At 56.5% G+C, this 16,707-nt stretch carries 18 protein-coding genes; all 18 read right to left on the bottom strand.

Annotated elements, in window-relative coordinates; translation table 11 throughout:
- Window positions 1–26 precede the first annotated feature (26 nt).
- The 18 genes from icmT to AC6I8J_RS22135 all read right to left on the bottom strand — a co-directional run bounded on the left by icmT (window position 27) and on the right by AC6I8J_RS22135 (window position 16,685).
- Complete coding sequence (gene icmT, locus AC6I8J_RS22220; RefSeq protein WP_497825927.1) at window positions 27–317, bottom strand: IcmT/TraK family protein; 291 nt, start codon at window positions 315–317, stop codon at window positions 27–29.
- Window positions 314–1,471 carry a plasmid transfer ATPase TraJ gene (gene traJ, locus AC6I8J_RS22215; RefSeq protein WP_497825926.1) on the bottom strand — a complete coding sequence of 386 codons (1,158 nt, stop codon included), beginning with the start codon at window positions 1,469–1,471 and terminating at the stop codon, window positions 314–316. Before traJ ends, icmT begins: the two co-directional genes overlap by 4 nt.
- Window positions 1,471–2,295, bottom strand: a complete 825-nt coding sequence (locus tag AC6I8J_RS22210; RefSeq protein ID WP_497825925.1) for a type IV secretory system conjugative DNA transfer family protein — start codon at window positions 2,293–2,295, stop codon at window positions 1,471–1,473. Before AC6I8J_RS22210 ends, traJ begins: the two co-directional genes overlap by 1 nt.
- Window positions 2,292–2,789 (bottom strand): DotD/TraH family lipoprotein, encoded by a 498-nt coding sequence (locus AC6I8J_RS22205; RefSeq protein WP_497825924.1) that lies wholly within the window; start codon window positions 2,787–2,789, stop codon window positions 2,292–2,294. The genes AC6I8J_RS22210 and AC6I8J_RS22205 overlap by 4 nt, the downstream gene beginning before the upstream one ends.
- Window positions 2,790–2,901: 112 nt before the next feature.
- On the bottom strand, window positions 2,902–4,296 hold the full coding sequence (gene pilV, locus AC6I8J_RS22200) for a shufflon system plasmid conjugative transfer pilus tip adhesin PilV (RefSeq protein ID WP_497825923.1): 1,395 nt from the start codon (window positions 4,294–4,296) through the stop codon (window positions 2,902–2,904).
- Window positions 4,296–4,949, bottom strand: coding sequence for a prepilin peptidase (locus AC6I8J_RS22195; RefSeq protein WP_497825922.1), 654 nt, complete (start codon window positions 4,947–4,949; stop codon window positions 4,296–4,298). Before AC6I8J_RS22195 ends, pilV begins: the two co-directional genes overlap by 1 nt.
- 20 nt (window positions 4,950–4,969) lie before the next feature.
- Complete coding sequence (locus AC6I8J_RS22190; protein WP_497825921.1) at window positions 4,970–5,434, bottom strand: lytic transglycosylase domain-containing protein; 465 nt, start codon at window positions 5,432–5,434, stop codon at window positions 4,970–4,972.
- A gap of 68 nt (window positions 5,435–5,502) precedes the next feature.
- Window positions 5,503–6,090: a type 4 pilus major pilin gene (locus AC6I8J_RS22185; protein ID WP_497825920.1), complete on the bottom strand. Its 588-nt coding sequence runs from the start codon at window positions 6,088–6,090 to the stop codon at window positions 5,503–5,505.
- A 25-nt stretch (window positions 6,091–6,115) separates the two neighbouring features.
- On the bottom strand, window positions 6,116–7,231 hold the full coding sequence (locus tag AC6I8J_RS22180; protein ID WP_497825919.1) for a type II secretion system F family protein: 1,116 nt from the start codon (window positions 7,229–7,231) through the stop codon (window positions 6,116–6,118).
- On the bottom strand, window positions 7,224–8,747 hold the full coding sequence (locus AC6I8J_RS22175; protein WP_497825918.1) for a GspE/PulE family protein: 1,524 nt from the start codon (window positions 8,745–8,747) through the stop codon (window positions 7,224–7,226). The genes AC6I8J_RS22180 and AC6I8J_RS22175 overlap by 8 nt, the downstream gene beginning before the upstream one ends.
- 3 nt (window positions 8,748–8,750) lie before the next feature.
- On the bottom strand, window positions 8,751–9,329 hold the full coding sequence (pilP, locus tag AC6I8J_RS22170) for a type IV pilus biogenesis protein PilP (RefSeq protein WP_497825917.1): 579 nt from the start codon (window positions 9,327–9,329) through the stop codon (window positions 8,751–8,753).
- Window positions 9,316–10,620: a type 4b pilus protein PilO2 gene (gene pilO2 / locus AC6I8J_RS22165; protein WP_497825916.1), complete on the bottom strand. Its 1,305-nt coding sequence runs from the start codon at window positions 10,618–10,620 to the stop codon at window positions 9,316–9,318. Before pilO2 ends, pilP begins: the two co-directional genes overlap by 14 nt.
- A gap of 9 nt (window positions 10,621–10,629) precedes the next feature.
- The gene (gene pilN, locus AC6I8J_RS22160) at window positions 10,630–12,258 is read right to left on the bottom strand and encodes a PilN family type IVB pilus formation outer membrane protein (protein ID WP_497825915.1); all 1,629 of its coding nucleotides are present in this window, start codon (window positions 12,256–12,258) and stop codon (window positions 10,630–10,632) included.
- 26 nt (window positions 12,259–12,284) lie between these two features.
- The gene (gene pilM / locus AC6I8J_RS22155) at window positions 12,285–12,722 is read right to left on the bottom strand and encodes a type IV pilus biogenesis protein PilM (protein ID WP_497825914.1); all 438 of its coding nucleotides are present in this window, start codon (window positions 12,720–12,722) and stop codon (window positions 12,285–12,287) included.
- Window positions 12,722–13,804 (bottom strand): TcpQ domain-containing protein, encoded by a 1,083-nt coding sequence (locus tag AC6I8J_RS22150; protein WP_497825913.1) that lies wholly within the window; start codon window positions 13,802–13,804, stop codon window positions 12,722–12,724. The genes pilM and AC6I8J_RS22150 overlap by 1 nt, the downstream gene beginning before the upstream one ends.
- Before the next feature lie 342 nt (window positions 13,805–14,146).
- Complete coding sequence (locus AC6I8J_RS22145) at window positions 14,147–14,740, bottom strand: hypothetical protein (protein ID WP_497825912.1); 594 nt, start codon at window positions 14,738–14,740, stop codon at window positions 14,147–14,149.
- A 980-nt stretch (window positions 14,741–15,720) separates the two neighbouring features.
- Window positions 15,721–15,927, bottom strand: coding sequence for a TraY domain-containing protein (locus tag AC6I8J_RS22140; RefSeq protein WP_497825911.1), 207 nt, complete (start codon window positions 15,925–15,927; stop codon window positions 15,721–15,723).
- Between the two features lie 230 nt (window positions 15,928–16,157).
- The gene (locus AC6I8J_RS22135) at window positions 16,158–16,685 is read right to left on the bottom strand and encodes a hypothetical protein (protein ID WP_497825910.1); all 528 of its coding nucleotides are present in this window, start codon (window positions 16,683–16,685) and stop codon (window positions 16,158–16,160) included.
- Window positions 16,686–16,707: the final 22 nt, after the last annotated feature.

Below are 16,707 nucleotides of genomic sequence, written 5' to 3'. Positions count from 1 at the left end.
CCTCCTTACGATGTATCGGGAAATGGCTACTCGCCATCGGTAAAACGGCGATACCACCATGGGCGCCCGCTCAGTGACGTTCCGCGGAGCAGACGTACAAGCCGTGTGAGCATCTCTACCAGGCCCCAGCCAAACATTTTCAGCAGGCGAAAAACCGCTATAACGCCGGAGACGATATAAATCGTCTCCATACAGGGGAAACGGAACCAGAAGAGATAAAGCAGAAATAACCAGGCGGGGATGCCTATGAACGTCAGGCTTTTGCCTGAATTGCGCCAGAAACCGGGGGGATAGTCTTCTTTCCTGAGGTCATTCATGCCGCCACCTCAAATTCGCGGCGCTGGCTTGGAGACATCACCATATTGAGTTCCGCGGGAGCAATACGGCCCTCAACACAGAGCCGCCAGGCCTGATCCACGATGCGGCGTTTTTCCAGCCGGATAATGCTGTTTACGTGTGCGCCCCATTGTGGCCAGGGCATGCCGCCCAGCTTTTCACGCAGGGCATGGTCAATAACGATGTATTCACGGACGGCCGTGCGCTTTCCATCAGTCGTACGCAATAGCGTTTGCACCACCACATACTGCAGCACACCCAGCAGCGCCCACGCCATGGCATCACGACTTTCATGCGGGAACTCCATAAGCAGGCGAGCAAATACCTCGCCAGGTGAGTCGATATGAGTTGTGGAAAGGCATAAGTGACCAAGCTGTCCGGCGCGGATACCGGCATCGATAGTTTCGCGGTCGCGCATTTCCCCCACGCCCATAACCGATGGGGCGCGGCGCAGGTCAGCGCGGATACCGGTTGCAAAATCCGGAATGTCTTCACCTACCTGTGACTGCAGCGGCGGCAAAACATCGTTCGGGCGCCCGAGGATGAACTCAATCGGATCTTCTTTCGTTGTGACTTTACGGTCCGGAAAGGTGTCCAGGCAGTACCGGTACGTTGAAGCAAGCGCCGTGCTTTTTCCGGATCCGGTAATGCCACCCCATAAGGCAAGGCCTTTTTCCGGCAGAATGTGTTCCATCAGTTCCGGCTCAAGTCCCATGCCCTCAAGAGGCGGGATTTCTGACGGGATAACCCGCATCGTCCAGCCTATCGTTTTCTGACGCCCAGCCGTACCCTGCAGCAGGTTCACGCGAAAGCGGACTCGCTCACCGCGATCCAGGCCCCAGCGATTATTTGCATCGCCGTCGAACTGCAGCGCACGGTCTATTGATATTCCCCCGCGCACTTTAGGGCGCATCTCCGGAGAAAATATGTCATCCATCAGCTTGGACATAGTGTCATCAGCCACGGAAAACGGGCTTGCGCGTAGCAGCCGCCCGTAACGGCCAACCACAAAATGATTGTCGCCCTGCAGGTGAATGTCGCTTACATGATTGCGTGCGCACCAGACCATAAAGCTGCGCAACGTGTCGGCGTTCAGGCCACTACTGAAGTTAAAAGGGGTGAATTCTGCTGACATTAACGTTTCTCCGTATTAATAACCGGTTTCCATTTCGATTTGTCAGTAATGAAGCCTGCACGGGCTTCCAGACGACGCTCGCGGTCGCCGGTAGTGAGCTTGTTACTATTGCCGGTAACAGTCTGCTGTCGCTCCGTAACTACCGGCGCAGTGATGAGGTTCTGCCGGCGCAGCAGGATGTAAGTAAGCATCCCGTTATAGTCACGAGTAAGCCGGTTGACGTTGGCCTCCAGCGTCTCGTCAGCGCTCTGGCGCCCCTCCGCCCAGCCTTCATTCACTGCAGCCTGCCATATGTCCCGCTGCACACCGTTTTCAGGCACAAGCCCGCCCGTCGGTTCGTCCGGAGGAACGGTACTCAGCCCGGCCATGAGCCAGCTGCGCCACGTTGGCGGGTTACTGACAAAGCGTTCAGGCTGGATAATTTCGTACACGCGACTCGCGGTGCGTATTTGATCGGGCGTGACGTGCGCTACGTCCGTGGCTTCCGTAATAACTGGCGGAAGCCATCCGCGGCTGCTGATAAGCGGGCGAAAGTCATAAGTGGCATCGAGTTGCTTAGCGCGCGCGTCAAGATCGCGGCGCAGCTCCCACGCACGCTGCGCTTTTCCTCCACGAAAACCGGTGGTACGTCCGCCCTCTGTCAACATCTCCCTGCGGTTATCAGAGACGTCAGCCGTGTCCCGTTTTTGGGGCGACAGATAAGCCTCGGGTCCGGGCGGCGGTGCGCCGTCAGGGCCATAAGCCGGGGTCGGCTTTGACAGGTGAAATCCCGCACAACCGGCCAGCAACGCAGGCAGTAGCAGGACACAGAGTCGGGCTTTCATTGTCTGCCCCCTTTTTTATGGCGGGCCGGTTCAGAAGGAAGTGAAGGCATAAACTGCAGAACCATCTGACCGGGATAGGTCACCAGCTCCGCGCGCCAGGCAGTCTGCATCTGAATGATGCGCAGCAGGTTTGCGTAAGTGATGCTTTGCACATCAATGTCGAGCGGGAGCGGCAGTCGCACGCCGGTGTAGCTGAATGTCTGCCCACGAGCGCGGGCCAGCGCACTCAGCAGCTCTACCGCGTCGCCGTTCCAGCTAAGCGTTATGCGATCGCTGTCGGCACGGATAGCAGCAAAAGGCAGCGATGAGGCACCATTCATATCGCCTTCAAGCCATAATTGTTGCAGCTGGAGATTAACCCGTTTTTTTGCATCAGCATCCGGATGAGGCTGTTCCGCTTGCTTAACATCTCTGCCATTGTAATTACCGGTAGCGGACTGACAGCCAGACAACAAAAAAGCGCACAGGCAGGCTGAGAAAATTGATAATTTCATGTTGATTCCGGAGAGGTTAGATTTGCGCGAGGCGCATTCGCCGTAGTAGAACTCAGCGGCAGTGCAGGAAATGATTTAGATGAATGCCAGGAAGGCATGTCAGTTGGCCGATTTACTCACAAATGGCATAACTGGTTGAACGAATCATTTGCTCTTTTGTGGAGTCACAATATGCAAACCAGGACGCGTCACCCGATGGTATCGATGTTACAAGCCACACGGTTCCCTGATTGGTAATGCTTTCGCAATTTCCGCCGCCACCCACAACTTTCTTTGGTGCCGGACATGTTGCTGTTGCCGCTGAAAATCGTTTGGTTATGGTTGATGCTGAGACAATATCTTTTGAAGTGACTGAGCTCTGCCAGATACCCGACTGGCAGGCCAGAAGCGCACCCGTTGCATCATGACTTATTGCCCCTAACTGCCCACAGCCCGCCCCCACTGTATTCACCTGATCCTGACTCAGGACGCCACCTGCAGAAACATCGCCGTCGGAGCGCAGACTGCCGGCCCTCATCTGTCCGCCGGTGTAAATATTTTTGTTATTTACCGACCTAACCCAATCGTTGTCGGACATATAAAACCCGCCGCCATGGGACTCGTTAAGCCAGCCTTTATCTCCACGAGTGATTATCCAGCCGTTATTGCTCCGAATGTCGTTATTGGCATTTATGCCATTGTTGGCATTAACGTTATTTCCAGCATTAACATCGCCGTTAGCGATGACATTTCCACTGGCGGTTACCGAGCCGCCAGCGGTCACGTTGCTGCCTGCAGATACCTGCCCGGTAAAGGCACCTGTTGCCGCATTCACTGTGCCGCCGCTGTTAATGTTGTTGCCATTCATATCGATGGCAGTATGCATGCGGTTCAGATCCGGACGACCTGTCACCTGATAACGGTATAGCCTGTCGCTTTCGTCAGCGTCAGTACCCAGAGCATCAGCCGAGAGGAATGCAGCGAGACGCCCTTGCTGCGCGCTCAACCCGTAGTCACCGAGTTTTGCCTGCCAGCCACCGTCAGCACCAACCGCGTTGTTTGCCGGCCATACATAGCCGCCCATGCCATCAGCATCTGTTGCTATCTGACGCAGACCTTTATAAGGGATTTCGCTGCCGCCAGTTGTCAGCACAAACGCGACCAGTTGGCCTGCCTGCCCTGGGTCTCTCGCCACTGCCAATTGGTAAGTCTGGCCGCTGTCATTTGTCAGCGAAAATCCAGCAGGCAGATAACCTTGCGAGCGTAATGTGGCGCCACTAACGATGACCGGGCCGCCAGCGACCTGCGTCAGCAGCTTGTCGCGGTTATCGCGCACGTAGCGCTTGCCAGCCTGCGCCACGAAACTCAGGTGAGAGGCCGTCCCGGTCCAGATTTTTTCCTGCTGCATGCCGGCATAGCGATCCATGGCACCCGGTGCGATAAAAAGGATGATGGCCATCACGATGCCGAGCTGAAGCAGCATGTTGCCGCGGTGTACCGCGCGCGGCTTACGTTTCAGTAATTTCATCAGAGCACTCCCGCCAGTTGTTGGGGAAAGAAAAGGCTAATGCCACACAGGTAACCAAACAGTGCCGGTGCAAATGGTTTTGATGTCTGGCGAGTCAGCGCGGCACACAGACAACACAGCAGCAGTCCGCCGGCAGCGGCGTAACACGCGCTCCGCCAGGGCAGCCAGGCACAAAGACCGGCCATCAGGTAAACATCACCCAGCCCCATACGTTCCTCATCCTGACGGAAGTTGGCCATCCAGCGTACGACGCTGGAAAATGCAAACGCTAACAGACTGGCCGACACTGCATCCCTAAGCGATAGCACCGCATCAGGCAGCGCGGCAGAGGCCAGCCCGCCGAGCCAGAACATCACCGTGTAGCGCATCGGGAGCCACTGGCAGCGCAGGTCTGTGAGGGTGAGCGGCACCGCCAGCACAAGCAGTGCGACACTTCTAAGTACGGAGCTGAAAGGCAAACCTGGAGGAAGCGCCAGCAGCCAGCCAGCTGTAAGCAGGTAAATCAGGGCAACCGGCGCCAGAAGCTGCCAGGTTAGGGGCGGACCATCGTGCATCCGCAGAAAGCGGCTGGCCTGATGTGCCTGCAGGGAAAACAGCCCAGCGCAGCAGGCAAGCCACACAGCAGTAGCCGGACCGTCAGTAAAAGAAGTCATGAATTATTCCGTGTAGGAGGTCAGCGGCGCGCCATGTAATCGGCGTAAACCTTGCGCGCATAGAGCATGCGGCGGGCGGTGTTGTCGTCGGCAAAGCCGGCGTTATAGCTGCCGAGACACTCCCATGTCACACCGCAAACCTGAAGGTGCTTGGCCAGAATCCAGGCTCCGACCATAACGTTCAGGCAGGGTTTGGTCAGCAGGTCCTGCTCGCTCTGCAGCACGCCCATGGCACGCAGCTGCGGCACGTGCGTGGAGTTAATCTGCATCAGGCCAAAATCCCGGCTGGTAACCAGTCCCTTTTTATTGCGGTTATAACCGATTGCACCGGCATTAAAGCCACTTTCCACCTTGCTGATGGAGCGCAGCAGCTGTGGATCAACGTGGTAACGCGCGCCCGCCTCGTTGTAACAATATGCCAGCGCAGAGCGGGAGGCGCACAGCATCAATCCGCTGGCCAGCAGCAGGGTGAAAAGTTTCTTCATGATGCATACCGTGAAAAGAACAAATATCAGTAAGAAGGCGCAGGCCGGGGTTTCCCCCGGCCTTCCTGTCATGTGCTGCTGGTAAAGACCAGCGTGTTGGTGCCGGTTGAGCCACTGTCAGCCTTACATTGTGCGGCAGCTACCGACGCGCTGACCGCACCGCTTGTCGCGCTTCCGTTGATGCTGGTTGACGCTACGTTATTAGCGCCACTCATTTTCTGAGCCAGCTGCGCGCAGGCTTCCTGCGGCACCTGCGTATAGGTCAGGGAAAAGGCGGTATTCTGCCCGCCGGAGGTTGCGACCGGCTGCACCGTGACGCTGCCACCCCAGCGATTATTCAGTGATGCACTGCCGGATGATTTGGTCCCGATCACCGCCATGCTGCCCGGCGCACCGCCGAACTGCACCAGTGCGCCGGTCATGGTGGCGGCCGAGCTGAACTGATACGTGCCGCTGGTTTTGAGCATGCCGCGGGTGTTTGTCATCAGCTCACCGGCGTTTGACATCTCCTCCGTGTAGTCAGACCGGCTGAACAATCCGTTACCGGATGCCAGCACATATACAAGTACGAGAAGCGCAGCAATGCCCACAATCACCGCTTCCTGCAGGTTAAGGGCGCCGCGGTGGACGGCAGATCGTTTTAAAGGTTGTGACATGATAAAGACCTCATTGGATGAAAAGTTAACGGTTGCCGATTAGCGAGCCCAGATCCTGGGTTGCAATAAACGTGAGCATAAGATAACCGGCGGTGACGAGCATGCCGAGAAGCTGCAAAAGCCGGGAAATCCGCTTGATGCGGTTGATAGATTTGGTGAGCCACATGCGCGCGAAGTTCTCGATATTATCTTCGCCACCCTGATTGGAGGTAAGCAGTAGCAGCCTGTCGATAGCCTCGCGCGAAGGAAACGCATAGCCACTGTCGGCCAGCGCCTGGCCGAGATGTTTGCCTCGGGCCACCTGACGCCGTGTCGCTGTCAGCCGTTCATACAGCCAGGGCGTCGCGTTGCGGCTGAGCATATCGAGCGCCTCCTCCGTGCGCACGTTCGCACGCAGCAGTGCGCTGAGATTTAGCAGAAACGATACACCCTGCATCTCCCGGTAAAGACTCCACGGAAGCAGCCTGTCCAGCACGTGTTGTCTGATTTTCCCGGTAAGCCGGGGCAGCGACCAGATAACCCATATGCAAAAGGCCGCAAGACCCGCTGCAAGCACGTACCTGTTACCGATAAAGAAGTGGGTAATGGCGCCAAGCCACCACAGCGGGCCGGTCCAGAGATTGGGCGGAGCAAGCTGTTCCAGCCGCGGCAGAAAGCGATCGTAAACCATCTGCATCATGTAAAACGTTCCGGCCAGCAGCATCACCGGATAGGTCAGGTTTACTACCGCCGTGGCTTTCATCTCGCCAATGCCTTTCACTACCTCAATTGCCCGCAGCAGGGCCCCGCGCAGGTCTTTCGCCGCGCGACCTGCGCGCAGGATGGTTGCCTCCTGAGAAGGGATCCAGCCGGCAAGCCCCACATCAAGACCGCGGCCGCGGGTAAGCGCGTGCCTGATGTCAGCCAGACAAAGTGATACGGCATCGTTACGCCGGCGCCGGGTGCGCTGCATACCCGCAATTGCGTCCTCCGTCTTCTGGTTGTTCTCCAGAAGAAATGCCAGGTCTTCATACAGCGTCATGCGGTCAGCTGTGCTGAAGGTTTTCTGTCCTATCCAGCGGCCCAGCCCTTCAGAACGCGCGCTGCCTTTCGCAAACGACCCCTGAAGCCGCTCACACCACTGGCGAATAAAGTCATTCATGACCACCTCCGGCCCCGTAAAGCGCCAGGGCTTCCGGCGGTAGAAGGTTCAGGGCGTCTTCATCGAGCGGACTGAGCTTATCTGCATCGATGGGGTCAGCCTCCCCGGCCGCGATATAACGCATAAGGTGTGCTCCGCGCGTAATACCGCCCATGTGATGTACCCAATAGCTTCGCGCCGCGAGCTTGCCATGATCGCGATAGAGCTGCATAAAGCGGGCGTCAGGACGGATGACTTCCGCAATAACTTTGCGCCCGGTGATTCCGCGCCAGCAGCCCGGTGCGCTACAGCCTTCATGGTTGCGAAACGCAACGGTTTCAGTGTCGCATTGGGTCTCAACCAGCTCGCGATCGTCTTCGGAAAGGGTATCTCTGACGTCTGCCCACCCTTTTTTGCAGGATGGGCAAAGCATCTGTACCAGGCGCTGCGCGATGAGGCCAATAACTACCTGTGGATCCAAGACCATCCCCGGCGCTATGCCCAGCGTATCGGTCAGGCGATCAATGATGCCGGTTCCGTCATTGGCGTGCGTCGTTGTCTTGACCAGCGTTCCACTCTTTGCTTCGCTGATGCTGGCATTAGCAGACCAGGTATCACGTATCTCCCCGATCACCGCAGCGTTGTAGTCCAGTCGCTTTAGTGCAGAAAGGCGACGCTGCCAGGCGCGGGTTACAGATTCAGGATCGTTACGGTCGGCTATGATCGTTGTCTGTATAGCTCCCGGCACCTTACCTTCAACCGGGTCTTCCACAGTTATCAGCCTGCGCTTGCCACCGGTCATCTCTACATACATCTGACAAAAGGTTCGCATTGTGGTGCTTTTGCCTGATCCAGTGGGGCCAGCCGTGATGATGATGCCCTCAGGACGCTTAAGCATTCGACGGATCAGCTTCTGCTGTTCTGGCAGGTAGCCCAGCGTATCCAGCGAGGGAATGTCCTGACTTTCATCAAGAATGACGCGCAACACGACGTAAAGCCCGGACTCTGTAGGCACAGCTGAGTAGCGCGCCGCATAAAGGTCCAGAGCCGACACGAACTCATTACGCAGGCGTCCGTCCTGTTCATCGGTTTCACTGAAAGCCTGAGGCGCAACGTCACACATAGACATGACAATGGTTGAGGCAAGGCTCATGCCCTCCTCAACGTCCAGCTCAGCTTGCAGTTCAAGATCACCGTGGATGCGGAATACTACCGACGTGATGTTATCGGCTCCGATGAGGATATGGATGTCAGAAGCGTGAAGTTCCCCTGCGCGACGCATGAAACTCACCACTTGTCTCTGCTCCGGCGACCAGTCGCCTGCGGTGGCGGTGCCAGCGCGACCAGTCTGCTGTCGGCGCAACTCGCTCAGGTGAACAGGTTGTATATCGAGACCCGGGATCTGGCGCCGGGCGCGGGCAATTTCTGACTGCACAGCCGGACTGGCGCGGTGTTCGGTTGAAACGTACAGTCTCGCCTGCTCCGGATTTCTGTCGTCCAGGTGAAGCAGATTCACAGTTTCTTCGCTGAATTCCATGCGCTACCCCGCGAATGCCAGTGACACGAGGCCTTTGTCAGGGCTGCTGACCGTCACCTCACCGAATGTGATTTTAGCTACCGTCCAGGCAGTACCAGGAATGCGGCTGCCTGCCTGCACGCGAACCTGATTTCCGCCGTCAAGCTGAAGTGTCGCGGAAAGCAGCTGTCCGCCGGATATCTCCACAATCAGCGGCAGCGCGCGACTTTCCTCCGCCGGTTTTGCAGCGGCACTATCCTTCGTCGGTGTTGCCGGCTGCGGATTGAAGGGTCCACCCAGCACCGCGTCATAACCGTTTTTTTGTAGTTCATTGAGCGCCTTAGCCTGTGCAAGCTGGAACTCATACAGCACCGTTTTGGTCTGAATATCCTCAAGACGTCCGAAGCTGTTGTCCTGCGCCACGGGATCAGCTGGCCTCACGGCTTCAGCTGGGGATGCAGGAATGCCAGCACCGGTCAGGGCATTCTCCTTTTTAACCTCATTCTGCGCGGCCGGCGGCACTGATACCGTCGGGCTGGCAGCAGCCAGCTGGCTGATGAAAACCGCGGGCAGCAGCAGTGGGTGCCACTTATTTCTCTGCATAGAGCATTCCTTCCAGGGTATAGGTCAGCCGGCTGCTGTGCAGCTCGGCCTTTACGGAACTCAGCCGCAGTCCGTTGCCCGGGAAACGCGAGGCGTCAAACAGCCGGTCCGGCGGGATATCGGTAATGAACGTAAAGCTGTAACGCTTCCAGGGCAGCGGGATCTGGTCCTGGCCGACAGTCTGAGTCAGCAGGGTTGGTTCACTGAAGCGCAGGTTCGCCCGCAGGCGTTGCGCATAGCTGGTCATGCGTCGCAGCTGCTCGTCACCAGGCAACAGCGCCTCAGGCAAGACCGGAGTGAAACGCACAGATTCTTTGAAGGAAGCGTCATCAGAGGGGCCGGGCATGTTGAAAATAGCCTGCATACCTGGACCGTAAAGTTGTGGCAGCCGGGCGGCAAAGTCACCGACCGTTCCGCCATCCGGCAGAGCATAGTGAAGCGTGAGCTGTCCCGTTGACTCGCAGATAACCTGGCTGAATACCCAGCCGGCAATCGACAGCGGCGCCTGGCGCCACTGCTTCACGCACCCGCTGAGCATGCCTGAGAAGTCCGGCTGACCGCCCCAAGGCTTAGCCAAGGTGGCGGGCTTGAGTGCTGCCGCCTCACGGGCGCGGGTCAGTTCAGCCTGTACCCACGCGTCATGCTGCGCTTTCTTTCTGACTTCAAGCCAGTGGTTGCCATACCAGGCTGCCACCACACACACCACGCCCAGTAGCAGTAAACGGGATGTTGTACGACTGTCAGTTTTATTCAGCAGTGCTCGGGACGGCACAGTTGCTGGAAGCAGAGCTGCAAGCGGATCACGGCGCGCATCCGGCATCTCCAGCATTGAATCCGGGTCGAATACTACCCAGCCCGCAGAAGGCGCTGGCGCCGCGTCTCGGAATTGTTCAGCTGCCCGGAGAACGGTTGCAGCATCGCCCGTCACATCGCCATAGGGCGAGGGGTGACCGCCGGTAACTGCCATAAACCAGTAATTTCCGCCGGGAAGCAGAAAAATGCCCCAGCAGTCGGCAGGTATGCTCCCGAGCACCGCTGCCGTAAGCGAGGCCGGGCGTTTACCCTTTGGCAGGCCCGCCGCGTCGTCGGCAAGCGCGCCGAGCCAGGTCGCCGGCTCATCAGCCGTACCCGCAGGTAGAGCCAGCCAGTAGCTCGCCAGTTGATCCCGGGCCTCAATTCTCATGCGCCGGCTACCCCGCGCAGCTACCCACTGCCAGTGCAGGCCAGCAATCAGCGCGTATTTCCCCGACGGGACTACGCTGATCGTCGGCTGCGTTAGTTCAGAAGCCATAACGTCTCCTTATCCCAGCACCACAGGCGTCACGAGAATGATGAACATGCGTCGCCCGCCGTCGCCGCGCGCGCCGCCGCCCAGGCCAAAGAAGCTGTAGCTGCCTGCTCCCTGCCGGTTAGCGGAGTCACTTAACTGTTCATAGCCACTCAGTACCAGCGTCTGGCCGGACTGAATGATCACTCGCTGAACAATGGTTTTAGGGGTTGTTTTGGCCAGCTGCGCGTTCTGGCCACCGGAAGTAAATGCCGTGAATGTCGGGTCGTCCGACATGCTGATGGAGAATTCCAGCTGCATCTTCGGTGAGTTAGGGAACAACAACGGCAATGCGGTCATGTTAAAGCCGGTGGTGATCGTTGCTGTGGTAATTGAGGTACTGGTCCCGACGTTCGCTGTCTGGCTTGTGCTGATATTTGGTACGTAATCCTGTTGAATGGCGTTCTGTACCGGCACGGCAGACAGGTTAGTGGTCAGCGCCGAGGCGGAGGTAACCACGCTGAGCTTTGCCTGCTCGTCGAGGGCTTTAAGAAACGTCTGCGTGCCCTGGCCTTTGCCGTCCAGAATGGCCACACCGCCGCTCAGCGCATCCGCTGCAGCACCGGTAAACGGGCTGGTCAGTGACATTCCGACACTGCCGGTGTTCAGTACCGCATTCCAGTCAATGCCCAGCTGGTTCTGATGACGATTCTCGATGCTGAAGACCTTCACCGAAATCATCACCTGGCGGTTAAGCTCGCGGTTGCGATCGTCTATGTAGCGGCCAATGGCATCGAGCACGCGCGGCGTATCGGTAACAGTAAGGACGCCGGCTGACAAGTTGAGACGCCCGGAGCCCGGCGTCAGCATCGACTTCACCGTATTTTCCACATCCTTAAAGATGTTAGATTTGATGGTCGCCGTAGTAGTCTGACTGGTGCTGTTGTCTCCTGTGTTACCGCCACCTCCGCCGCTGGTCCCAGTAGACGTCGTTGTGCCGCTCACCGTTTTCGACACGAAACTCGCGTCGCTGTCCATAAAGTTGATGGCGAAGTTTCGGGTATCAAGCCAGAAGATAGCGATATGTCCGTACTCGTAGCGCCAGGACAGACCGAGACGCGTGGTTACGTTGTCCAGCAGGCCGCTGAGCGAGCCATTCCAGCTGACGCCACGCAGACCGCCCTCGCCCTGAGGCACAGCAACCGGCTGACTGCTGGTCTGTCCCATAGATGCCAGCGGCACCATGCCGCTGGCATCTGGAGCCGGCAACGGGCCGGAAATTTTTTCTGTTTTGCCGCCACTTCCACTGCCAGCCATCGCTGCCTGGGCGTCTGGCGTTACAACAACAGGAATGCGGCACTGGTCAGTAATGAAGGAGCTGACGTAGGCAAGTGACACCATGCCAGGGCGGTTGATTTTGATCGCGCACGGAGGGAGCTCAGAGCGCTGCCCGGCAACTCCGCTGATGGGGACCGGATTAATCCACTGTGATGTCAGATCGCGCACAACCTGCCCGCTTTCAAGCGCGCGTTTATGGGCATCGGCCTGCGCCTCGGCGGCGCCCGCCCGTTTTTCAGTGGCATCCACGCGATCAAGCGTGCTGCAGCCGCTGGCCAGCAGGCAGAGCGCCGCCGCCGCGGTCAGCCGGTGAGGTAATTTCATTGCTGTGTCCTGTAAGAAAGGGAAAGTCAGTTAACCCATACCACGCTGCCGTCGGGGATGACGGAGGGAACGGTCAGCTGCATATCGGTGCCACTATTGTCGAGAAGGCGGCGAGAGACTACGTGTCCTGCGAGGGCGGATTGACGGGTCTGCGTCAGCAGCGCCGCCATCAGCCCGGGTTCTCCGGCGCGCCACACGTATGTTCTGCCGCCGGCGATCACGTTACTGAGGCCCGAAACGCTCTTCCAGCCTGTGAGCTGCGCATCACTGACGCTGACGTTATCCGCCGTGGGGTTAAGATAGCGCCAGTCGTTGATGCGGTTCATATAGCGCACCATCTGTGTAGCCTGGAGACTTTGCGTCTGGTCCTGCAGCTGCCCTGCCTCATGCACGGCCCGCTGGTCAGTGGAAAGTCCGTCCAGCAGCAATCCTGCAAAGATAACCAGCAGCCAGTACATGAACATTACTGAACCTCCTTATCGTCCACCGACACCACGCACTGTGCGGCACGTACGCCGGCATAGAGAGGCACCTTTGCCGTACCGTAGAGGGTGAAAAGTCGGTTCAGCATTTCCCGGAAACTGCCGTCAAAAGTGAGAGGTGCATCAATCCGGTAGTTGGTCGGCGTCAGCCAGGCGACGGTCCAGTTTTTAATACCGGGCACGGTACACGTCTCTGTAGCGGCCTGACTGTAAAGCCAGTCCTTCACTGTGCTGCCGGTTTCAATGCGCCAGTGTCGCACCTGAACTACTGGTAACGGGGTAACCGGCACGACGGGAGCGCGTATTGCGGCAGGTAAAACCGGCACGCTCGCGGCGCCGGCGGCTTTTGCGGTGGCATCGTCGCGGAACGGGTTACGTCCGGTTCCCGTCCGGGTAGCTGTTTTTGCTGGCGCCGACGTGGCCGGATTATTGGGCACAGTAGCTGGCACTGGCTTAATGGGCCCCACCGCTGGCACGGGCGATGATGTTCCCTGACCGGGTGCGCGCGTTTTCTGCGCGCGCTGCGCAGGCTCAACGGTAACCGTTCCCGTTTTCTCGTTCACAGTCGCTTTCATGCCGCGCGTGGCCAGCAGCTTATTGATGACGAACGGCCAGCGATCGTTACCCGTCCATTGCCATAACTCCGGCGCGTCTGCTGAAACAGCCTTATCAAACACGACGGTATGCCCGGGTGGGACGATTTTGCGTAGAGCTGCCCGGAGCGTTGGCGCCACGCCACTCTGCCGCACAAAGCCGTCTGCAGGCCCCGCTCCAACAGCTGACGATGGCGAAAGCGTGCCCGATGTTTTCAGAAGTGAAGCATGGGCGACAGCCGGACGTGATAACAATGGAACAGGTGATTTCACACTTGCCTGCGACACGGGGCGCTGAGCTGAGGGGCTGCTCTGGTGTATGCGGTACTGCATGGCGCTGATGTCGGCCGCGCTACGCGAGAGCATGCCGTCCACCACACCGCCCGACGGCGGCCCTGTGATGACCGCCTGCTGAGCACAGCCAGTCAGAAACAGGGCCGGAAACAGCCCTGCCCGTTCAATAAGTGACATAGAGAAGACTCCGGATAGCTCATGGCCGGCACTGTCTGCCCGGTGGCCTCAGGCTGCCCGGCATTGACTGTGCAAAAAGCGGGATACCCGCCATTCAGAAGGGATGTTGCGGCGCCGGGTGCCTCCCGGTGCTCTGGCCAGACTGACAGACGCCAGAGCGGCGTTATTTAGACTCTACGCATCGTATTAAAAAAATTTAAGCCGATGTCAGTCTGACCGCGTGCGCTGGCCGCAGGTCCGCCGCAACGAAAAGCGCACTGGCCGGTCAGGGCAAGTGCGCTTTTCAATGGGGCGTCATGTTTAGAAGTGACAATGCCGGTTGTGCGCCCGGCATCATCAGGTTCATTTTCCGGACTGTATGAGCCAGATAATGCTCCCCGCGGTGTTGTGCTGTACCAGCAGTAATGCACCGCCTGAAGGCAATCTAACCCGCCCTGGGTTAAAGGATTTATCATCAAGCGATTTACTTTCACGTAGAGGCGTCGCGGAGCTCAGCTCATAACTAACTATGCGAGGGCCATTTTCTTTGAACTGAGGATAAGGGATAACCACAGCGTTCAATTCTTCGGAAGCATTATTTACGCTTACCGGCAGCGGCTGCATATCTTTAGTCCATGCGGTTGACGATGTTATGAATTCAGCCCGTTTATTCAGTAGCACCTTGGTTGCATCTACCTGACTGGGCCTGATGACGCGTAAAGATCCTGAATTCAGCGACGGAATGACAGAATCTGAAGGTATTTTCAGTAACTCTTCAGGACTGGTGCTCTGCGATGAGGTGAAGCGCCATGCACTCACGCTAATGTTAACGCCGCTGCCACACTGCTTGCTGCAGGACGATTTTTCTGGCTGCGACACATCTTTTTGAACGCATGAAGTTAAAACCAAAGGAGAGACAAGTGCGAGAACAATGCAGGTGCGCTGAAGAGAATTCATAATCATGTTTTCCCGGGTTTGAGTAAAGCGCTGAGGTTAGGCCAGCGGGCTGTTAAGGAAGGCAGAGGCTGTATAAGGGTGCGTAGTCATAGATTGTGATCTCTGCTGACGTTCAAACCAGAACTGCACCGGCTCTTTAACCTTACAGACCAGGCCAAAGCGTAAAGCTGTGCGAAAGTTGATGCTGCTGCGCTGCGCCCGTTCAACCTGCTCTGCCAGGATGGCTCTGAAAGCCTCAGGTGTTGCATTGCCTTTGGTAACACGGCAGTCTCGGCAAACCGCTGCAAGCCCGCCGCTGATATATTCCTCGCCAATAAGTTCTGCATGCCAGCCTCGATCGGGCAGCTGTTCACCGCAATAAGCGCAGCAGCCACCAAACTGGTTCCTCAGAGCTTCGCGTTTGTTTTTAGATAGATTCACGATTCACCCCAAAATTCTGCCCGTAATCCGGGCATCAGCTATCAACAAAAATTCAGTAGTTCCGGACTTGCCCACTCATTTGAGTGGGCAAGCACAGACTTCTAAGTGTCACTGTGCGTTATGTGGATTGATACCGTCAGGGATGCCCGTTCACGACCGCACTCTGGTGCAGGGCTAATCTTCTCCAGATACAGGGAGCCCGACGGATCGCCCCGGGGCCTGAAATGAATACATCGCATTTGTACGTAGGGGTATAACGGTAACGCGCCACAATTCCGACTTTGCACTGTCCCGGCCAGTGAAATGAGTACAGTAGCTCCTTTCACTGCCCCGCCTCCCGGCAGGTTCCCCTGATGTGTTGCAGGCCATGACGTAGCCTCCGGACATCTTCCGCGCACCTGTATTGCATGCCGGCAAGAGAGGACCTTGAGATCAGGGTAATAACGGGCACGTTGTTAAAGAGCTGGACCCCGAAAAAAGATAATGGGATGCCCTGCGCGATTGCGCATAATTGACAAAATAAGAGAGCCGGTATTAAAGATACCGGCAGGATTACTTATTTAATCTTTGCCGTTATCTTCGGCAGTAAAACGTTGCCCTGGTGAGGCGAGTGAATCATAAAGCTTCAGATGATCTTCCAGCCGAAATAGTGCTTCTGTTGTTTTTGCTCGACCTGACCTTTTAGCAGAGGCTGTCAGAAGATCATTAAGTTCAGACGGCATGTACAGCATCATAGCGATGCCTTTCTGAGGTTTGCTTGCCGCCATATGTACTCCGAGTTCGAATTTTGTAAGGATTAAGTAAGTGATGCGTATTAGATAAGATTGGTCCTAAAATTCAAACTACCTTAAAAGATACTGGATAGACAAACAGTATCAATGAGGGTAGTCATAAAGAATAAAAAACGTTAATTATCAGATATTTAATCAAAAAAAAGGCGCAAAAATTAATTTGCACCCTGAATTAAAAAACCTTACAGAAGCTTAACTGTCCTTAACTAACACAAATCCAGAATAAACCGGCTTGTAATTAACATCCTGAGCAGGATCTCGGATGCAACCCCCATAGCTGCCATTGCTTCAGCAAGAAGTTGCTCAATCTGAGCAACAGAGAAACGACCTTTGACAGCTATCTCAGCTGCAGGAAACCCAACTGAGTAGAGAATCGCACCCAGCATTTGGTTTTTGTTAAGCTCGGGGAAAAACGGTTTAAGAGAGGTAAGGGCTTCAGTGCGTAATGAAGTAAACACTTCATCACAGTTAATACTGTACTTTGCGCAAATCTGCCGGAAAGTGAAGCCAGCCCAAAACACAGTTTTGAGCTCAGGAAGGGAATCAGTATTGAAATGCTTCTGTACAGACTCCAGAGACTTTTTGACGGTGACAGGAGCAGTTTCAAGAAGGCTTGAGATGTCCTGATGGTTTGCCCCCATAGAATAGAAACAAACGTTTGTAGCCTGCTTTGGGGTTAACGCAGGAAAATACTTGCACAATTGTGCATATACAATAGGATCCACGGCAGCCATAGCAGCCTCCTAGTCAGGTTGA

The organism is Pantoea sp. X-Soil-ISGK-355, assembly GCF_059730805.1.
This window is presented reverse-complemented; position numbering and strand designations above follow the sequence as displayed.

What these genes read in the sequence shown, in the direction of transcription:
- icmT (WP_497825927.1), bottom strand. Translation starts at nt 317, where the DNA reads ATGAATGACCTCAGGAAAGAAGACTATCCCCCCGGTTTCTGGCGCAAT.
- traJ (WP_497825926.1), bottom strand. Translation starts at nt 1,471, where the DNA reads ATGTCAGCAGAATTCACCCCTTTTAACTTCAGTAGTGGCCTGAACGCC.
- AC6I8J_RS22210 (WP_497825925.1), bottom strand. Translation starts at nt 2,295, where the DNA reads ATGAAAGCCCGACTCTGTGTCCTGCTACTGCCTGCGTTGCTGGCCGGT.
- AC6I8J_RS22205 (WP_497825924.1), bottom strand. Translation starts at nt 2,789, where the DNA reads ATGAAATTATCAATTTTCTCAGCCTGCCTGTGCGCTTTTTTGTTGTCT.
- pilV (WP_497825923.1), bottom strand. Translation starts at nt 4,296, where the DNA reads ATGAAATTACTGAAACGTAAGCCGCGCGCGGTACACCGCGGCAACATG.
- AC6I8J_RS22195 (WP_497825922.1), bottom strand. Translation starts at nt 4,949, where the DNA reads ATGACTTCTTTTACTGACGGTCCGGCTACTGCTGTGTGGCTTGCCTGC.
- AC6I8J_RS22190 (WP_497825921.1), bottom strand. Translation starts at nt 5,434, where the DNA reads ATGAAGAAACTTTTCACCCTGCTGCTGGCCAGCGGATTGATGCTGTGC.
- AC6I8J_RS22185 (WP_497825920.1), bottom strand. Translation starts at nt 6,090, where the DNA reads ATGTCACAACCTTTAAAACGATCTGCCGTCCACCGCGGCGCCCTTAAC.
- AC6I8J_RS22180 (WP_497825919.1), bottom strand. Translation starts at nt 7,231, where the DNA reads ATGAATGACTTTATTCGCCAGTGGTGTGAGCGGCTTCAGGGGTCGTTT.
- AC6I8J_RS22175 (WP_497825918.1), bottom strand. Translation starts at nt 8,747, where the DNA reads ATGGAATTCAGCGAAGAAACTGTGAATCTGCTTCACCTGGACGACAGA.
- pilP (WP_497825917.1), bottom strand. Translation starts at nt 9,329, where the DNA reads ATGCAGAGAAATAAGTGGCACCCACTGCTGCTGCCCGCGGTTTTCATC.
- pilO2 (WP_497825916.1), bottom strand. Translation starts at nt 10,620, where the DNA reads ATGGCTTCTGAACTAACGCAGCCGACGATCAGCGTAGTCCCGTCGGGG.
- pilN (WP_497825915.1), bottom strand. Translation starts at nt 12,258, where the DNA reads ATGAAATTACCTCACCGGCTGACCGCGGCGGCGGCGCTCTGCCTGCTG.
- pilM (WP_497825914.1), bottom strand. Translation starts at nt 12,722, where the DNA reads ATGTTCATGTACTGGCTGCTGGTTATCTTTGCAGGATTGCTGCTGGAC.
- AC6I8J_RS22150 (WP_497825913.1), bottom strand. Translation starts at nt 13,804, where the DNA reads ATGTCACTTATTGAACGGGCAGGGCTGTTTCCGGCCCTGTTTCTGACT.
- AC6I8J_RS22145 (WP_497825912.1), bottom strand. Translation starts at nt 14,740, where the DNA reads ATGAATTCTCTTCAGCGCACCTGCATTGTTCTCGCACTTGTCTCTCCT.
- AC6I8J_RS22140 (WP_497825911.1), bottom strand. Translation starts at nt 15,927, where the DNA reads ATGGCGGCAAGCAAACCTCAGAAAGGCATCGCTATGATGCTGTACATG.
- AC6I8J_RS22135 (WP_497825910.1), bottom strand. Translation starts at nt 16,685, where the DNA reads ATGGCTGCCGTGGATCCTATTGTATATGCACAATTGTGCAAGTATTTT.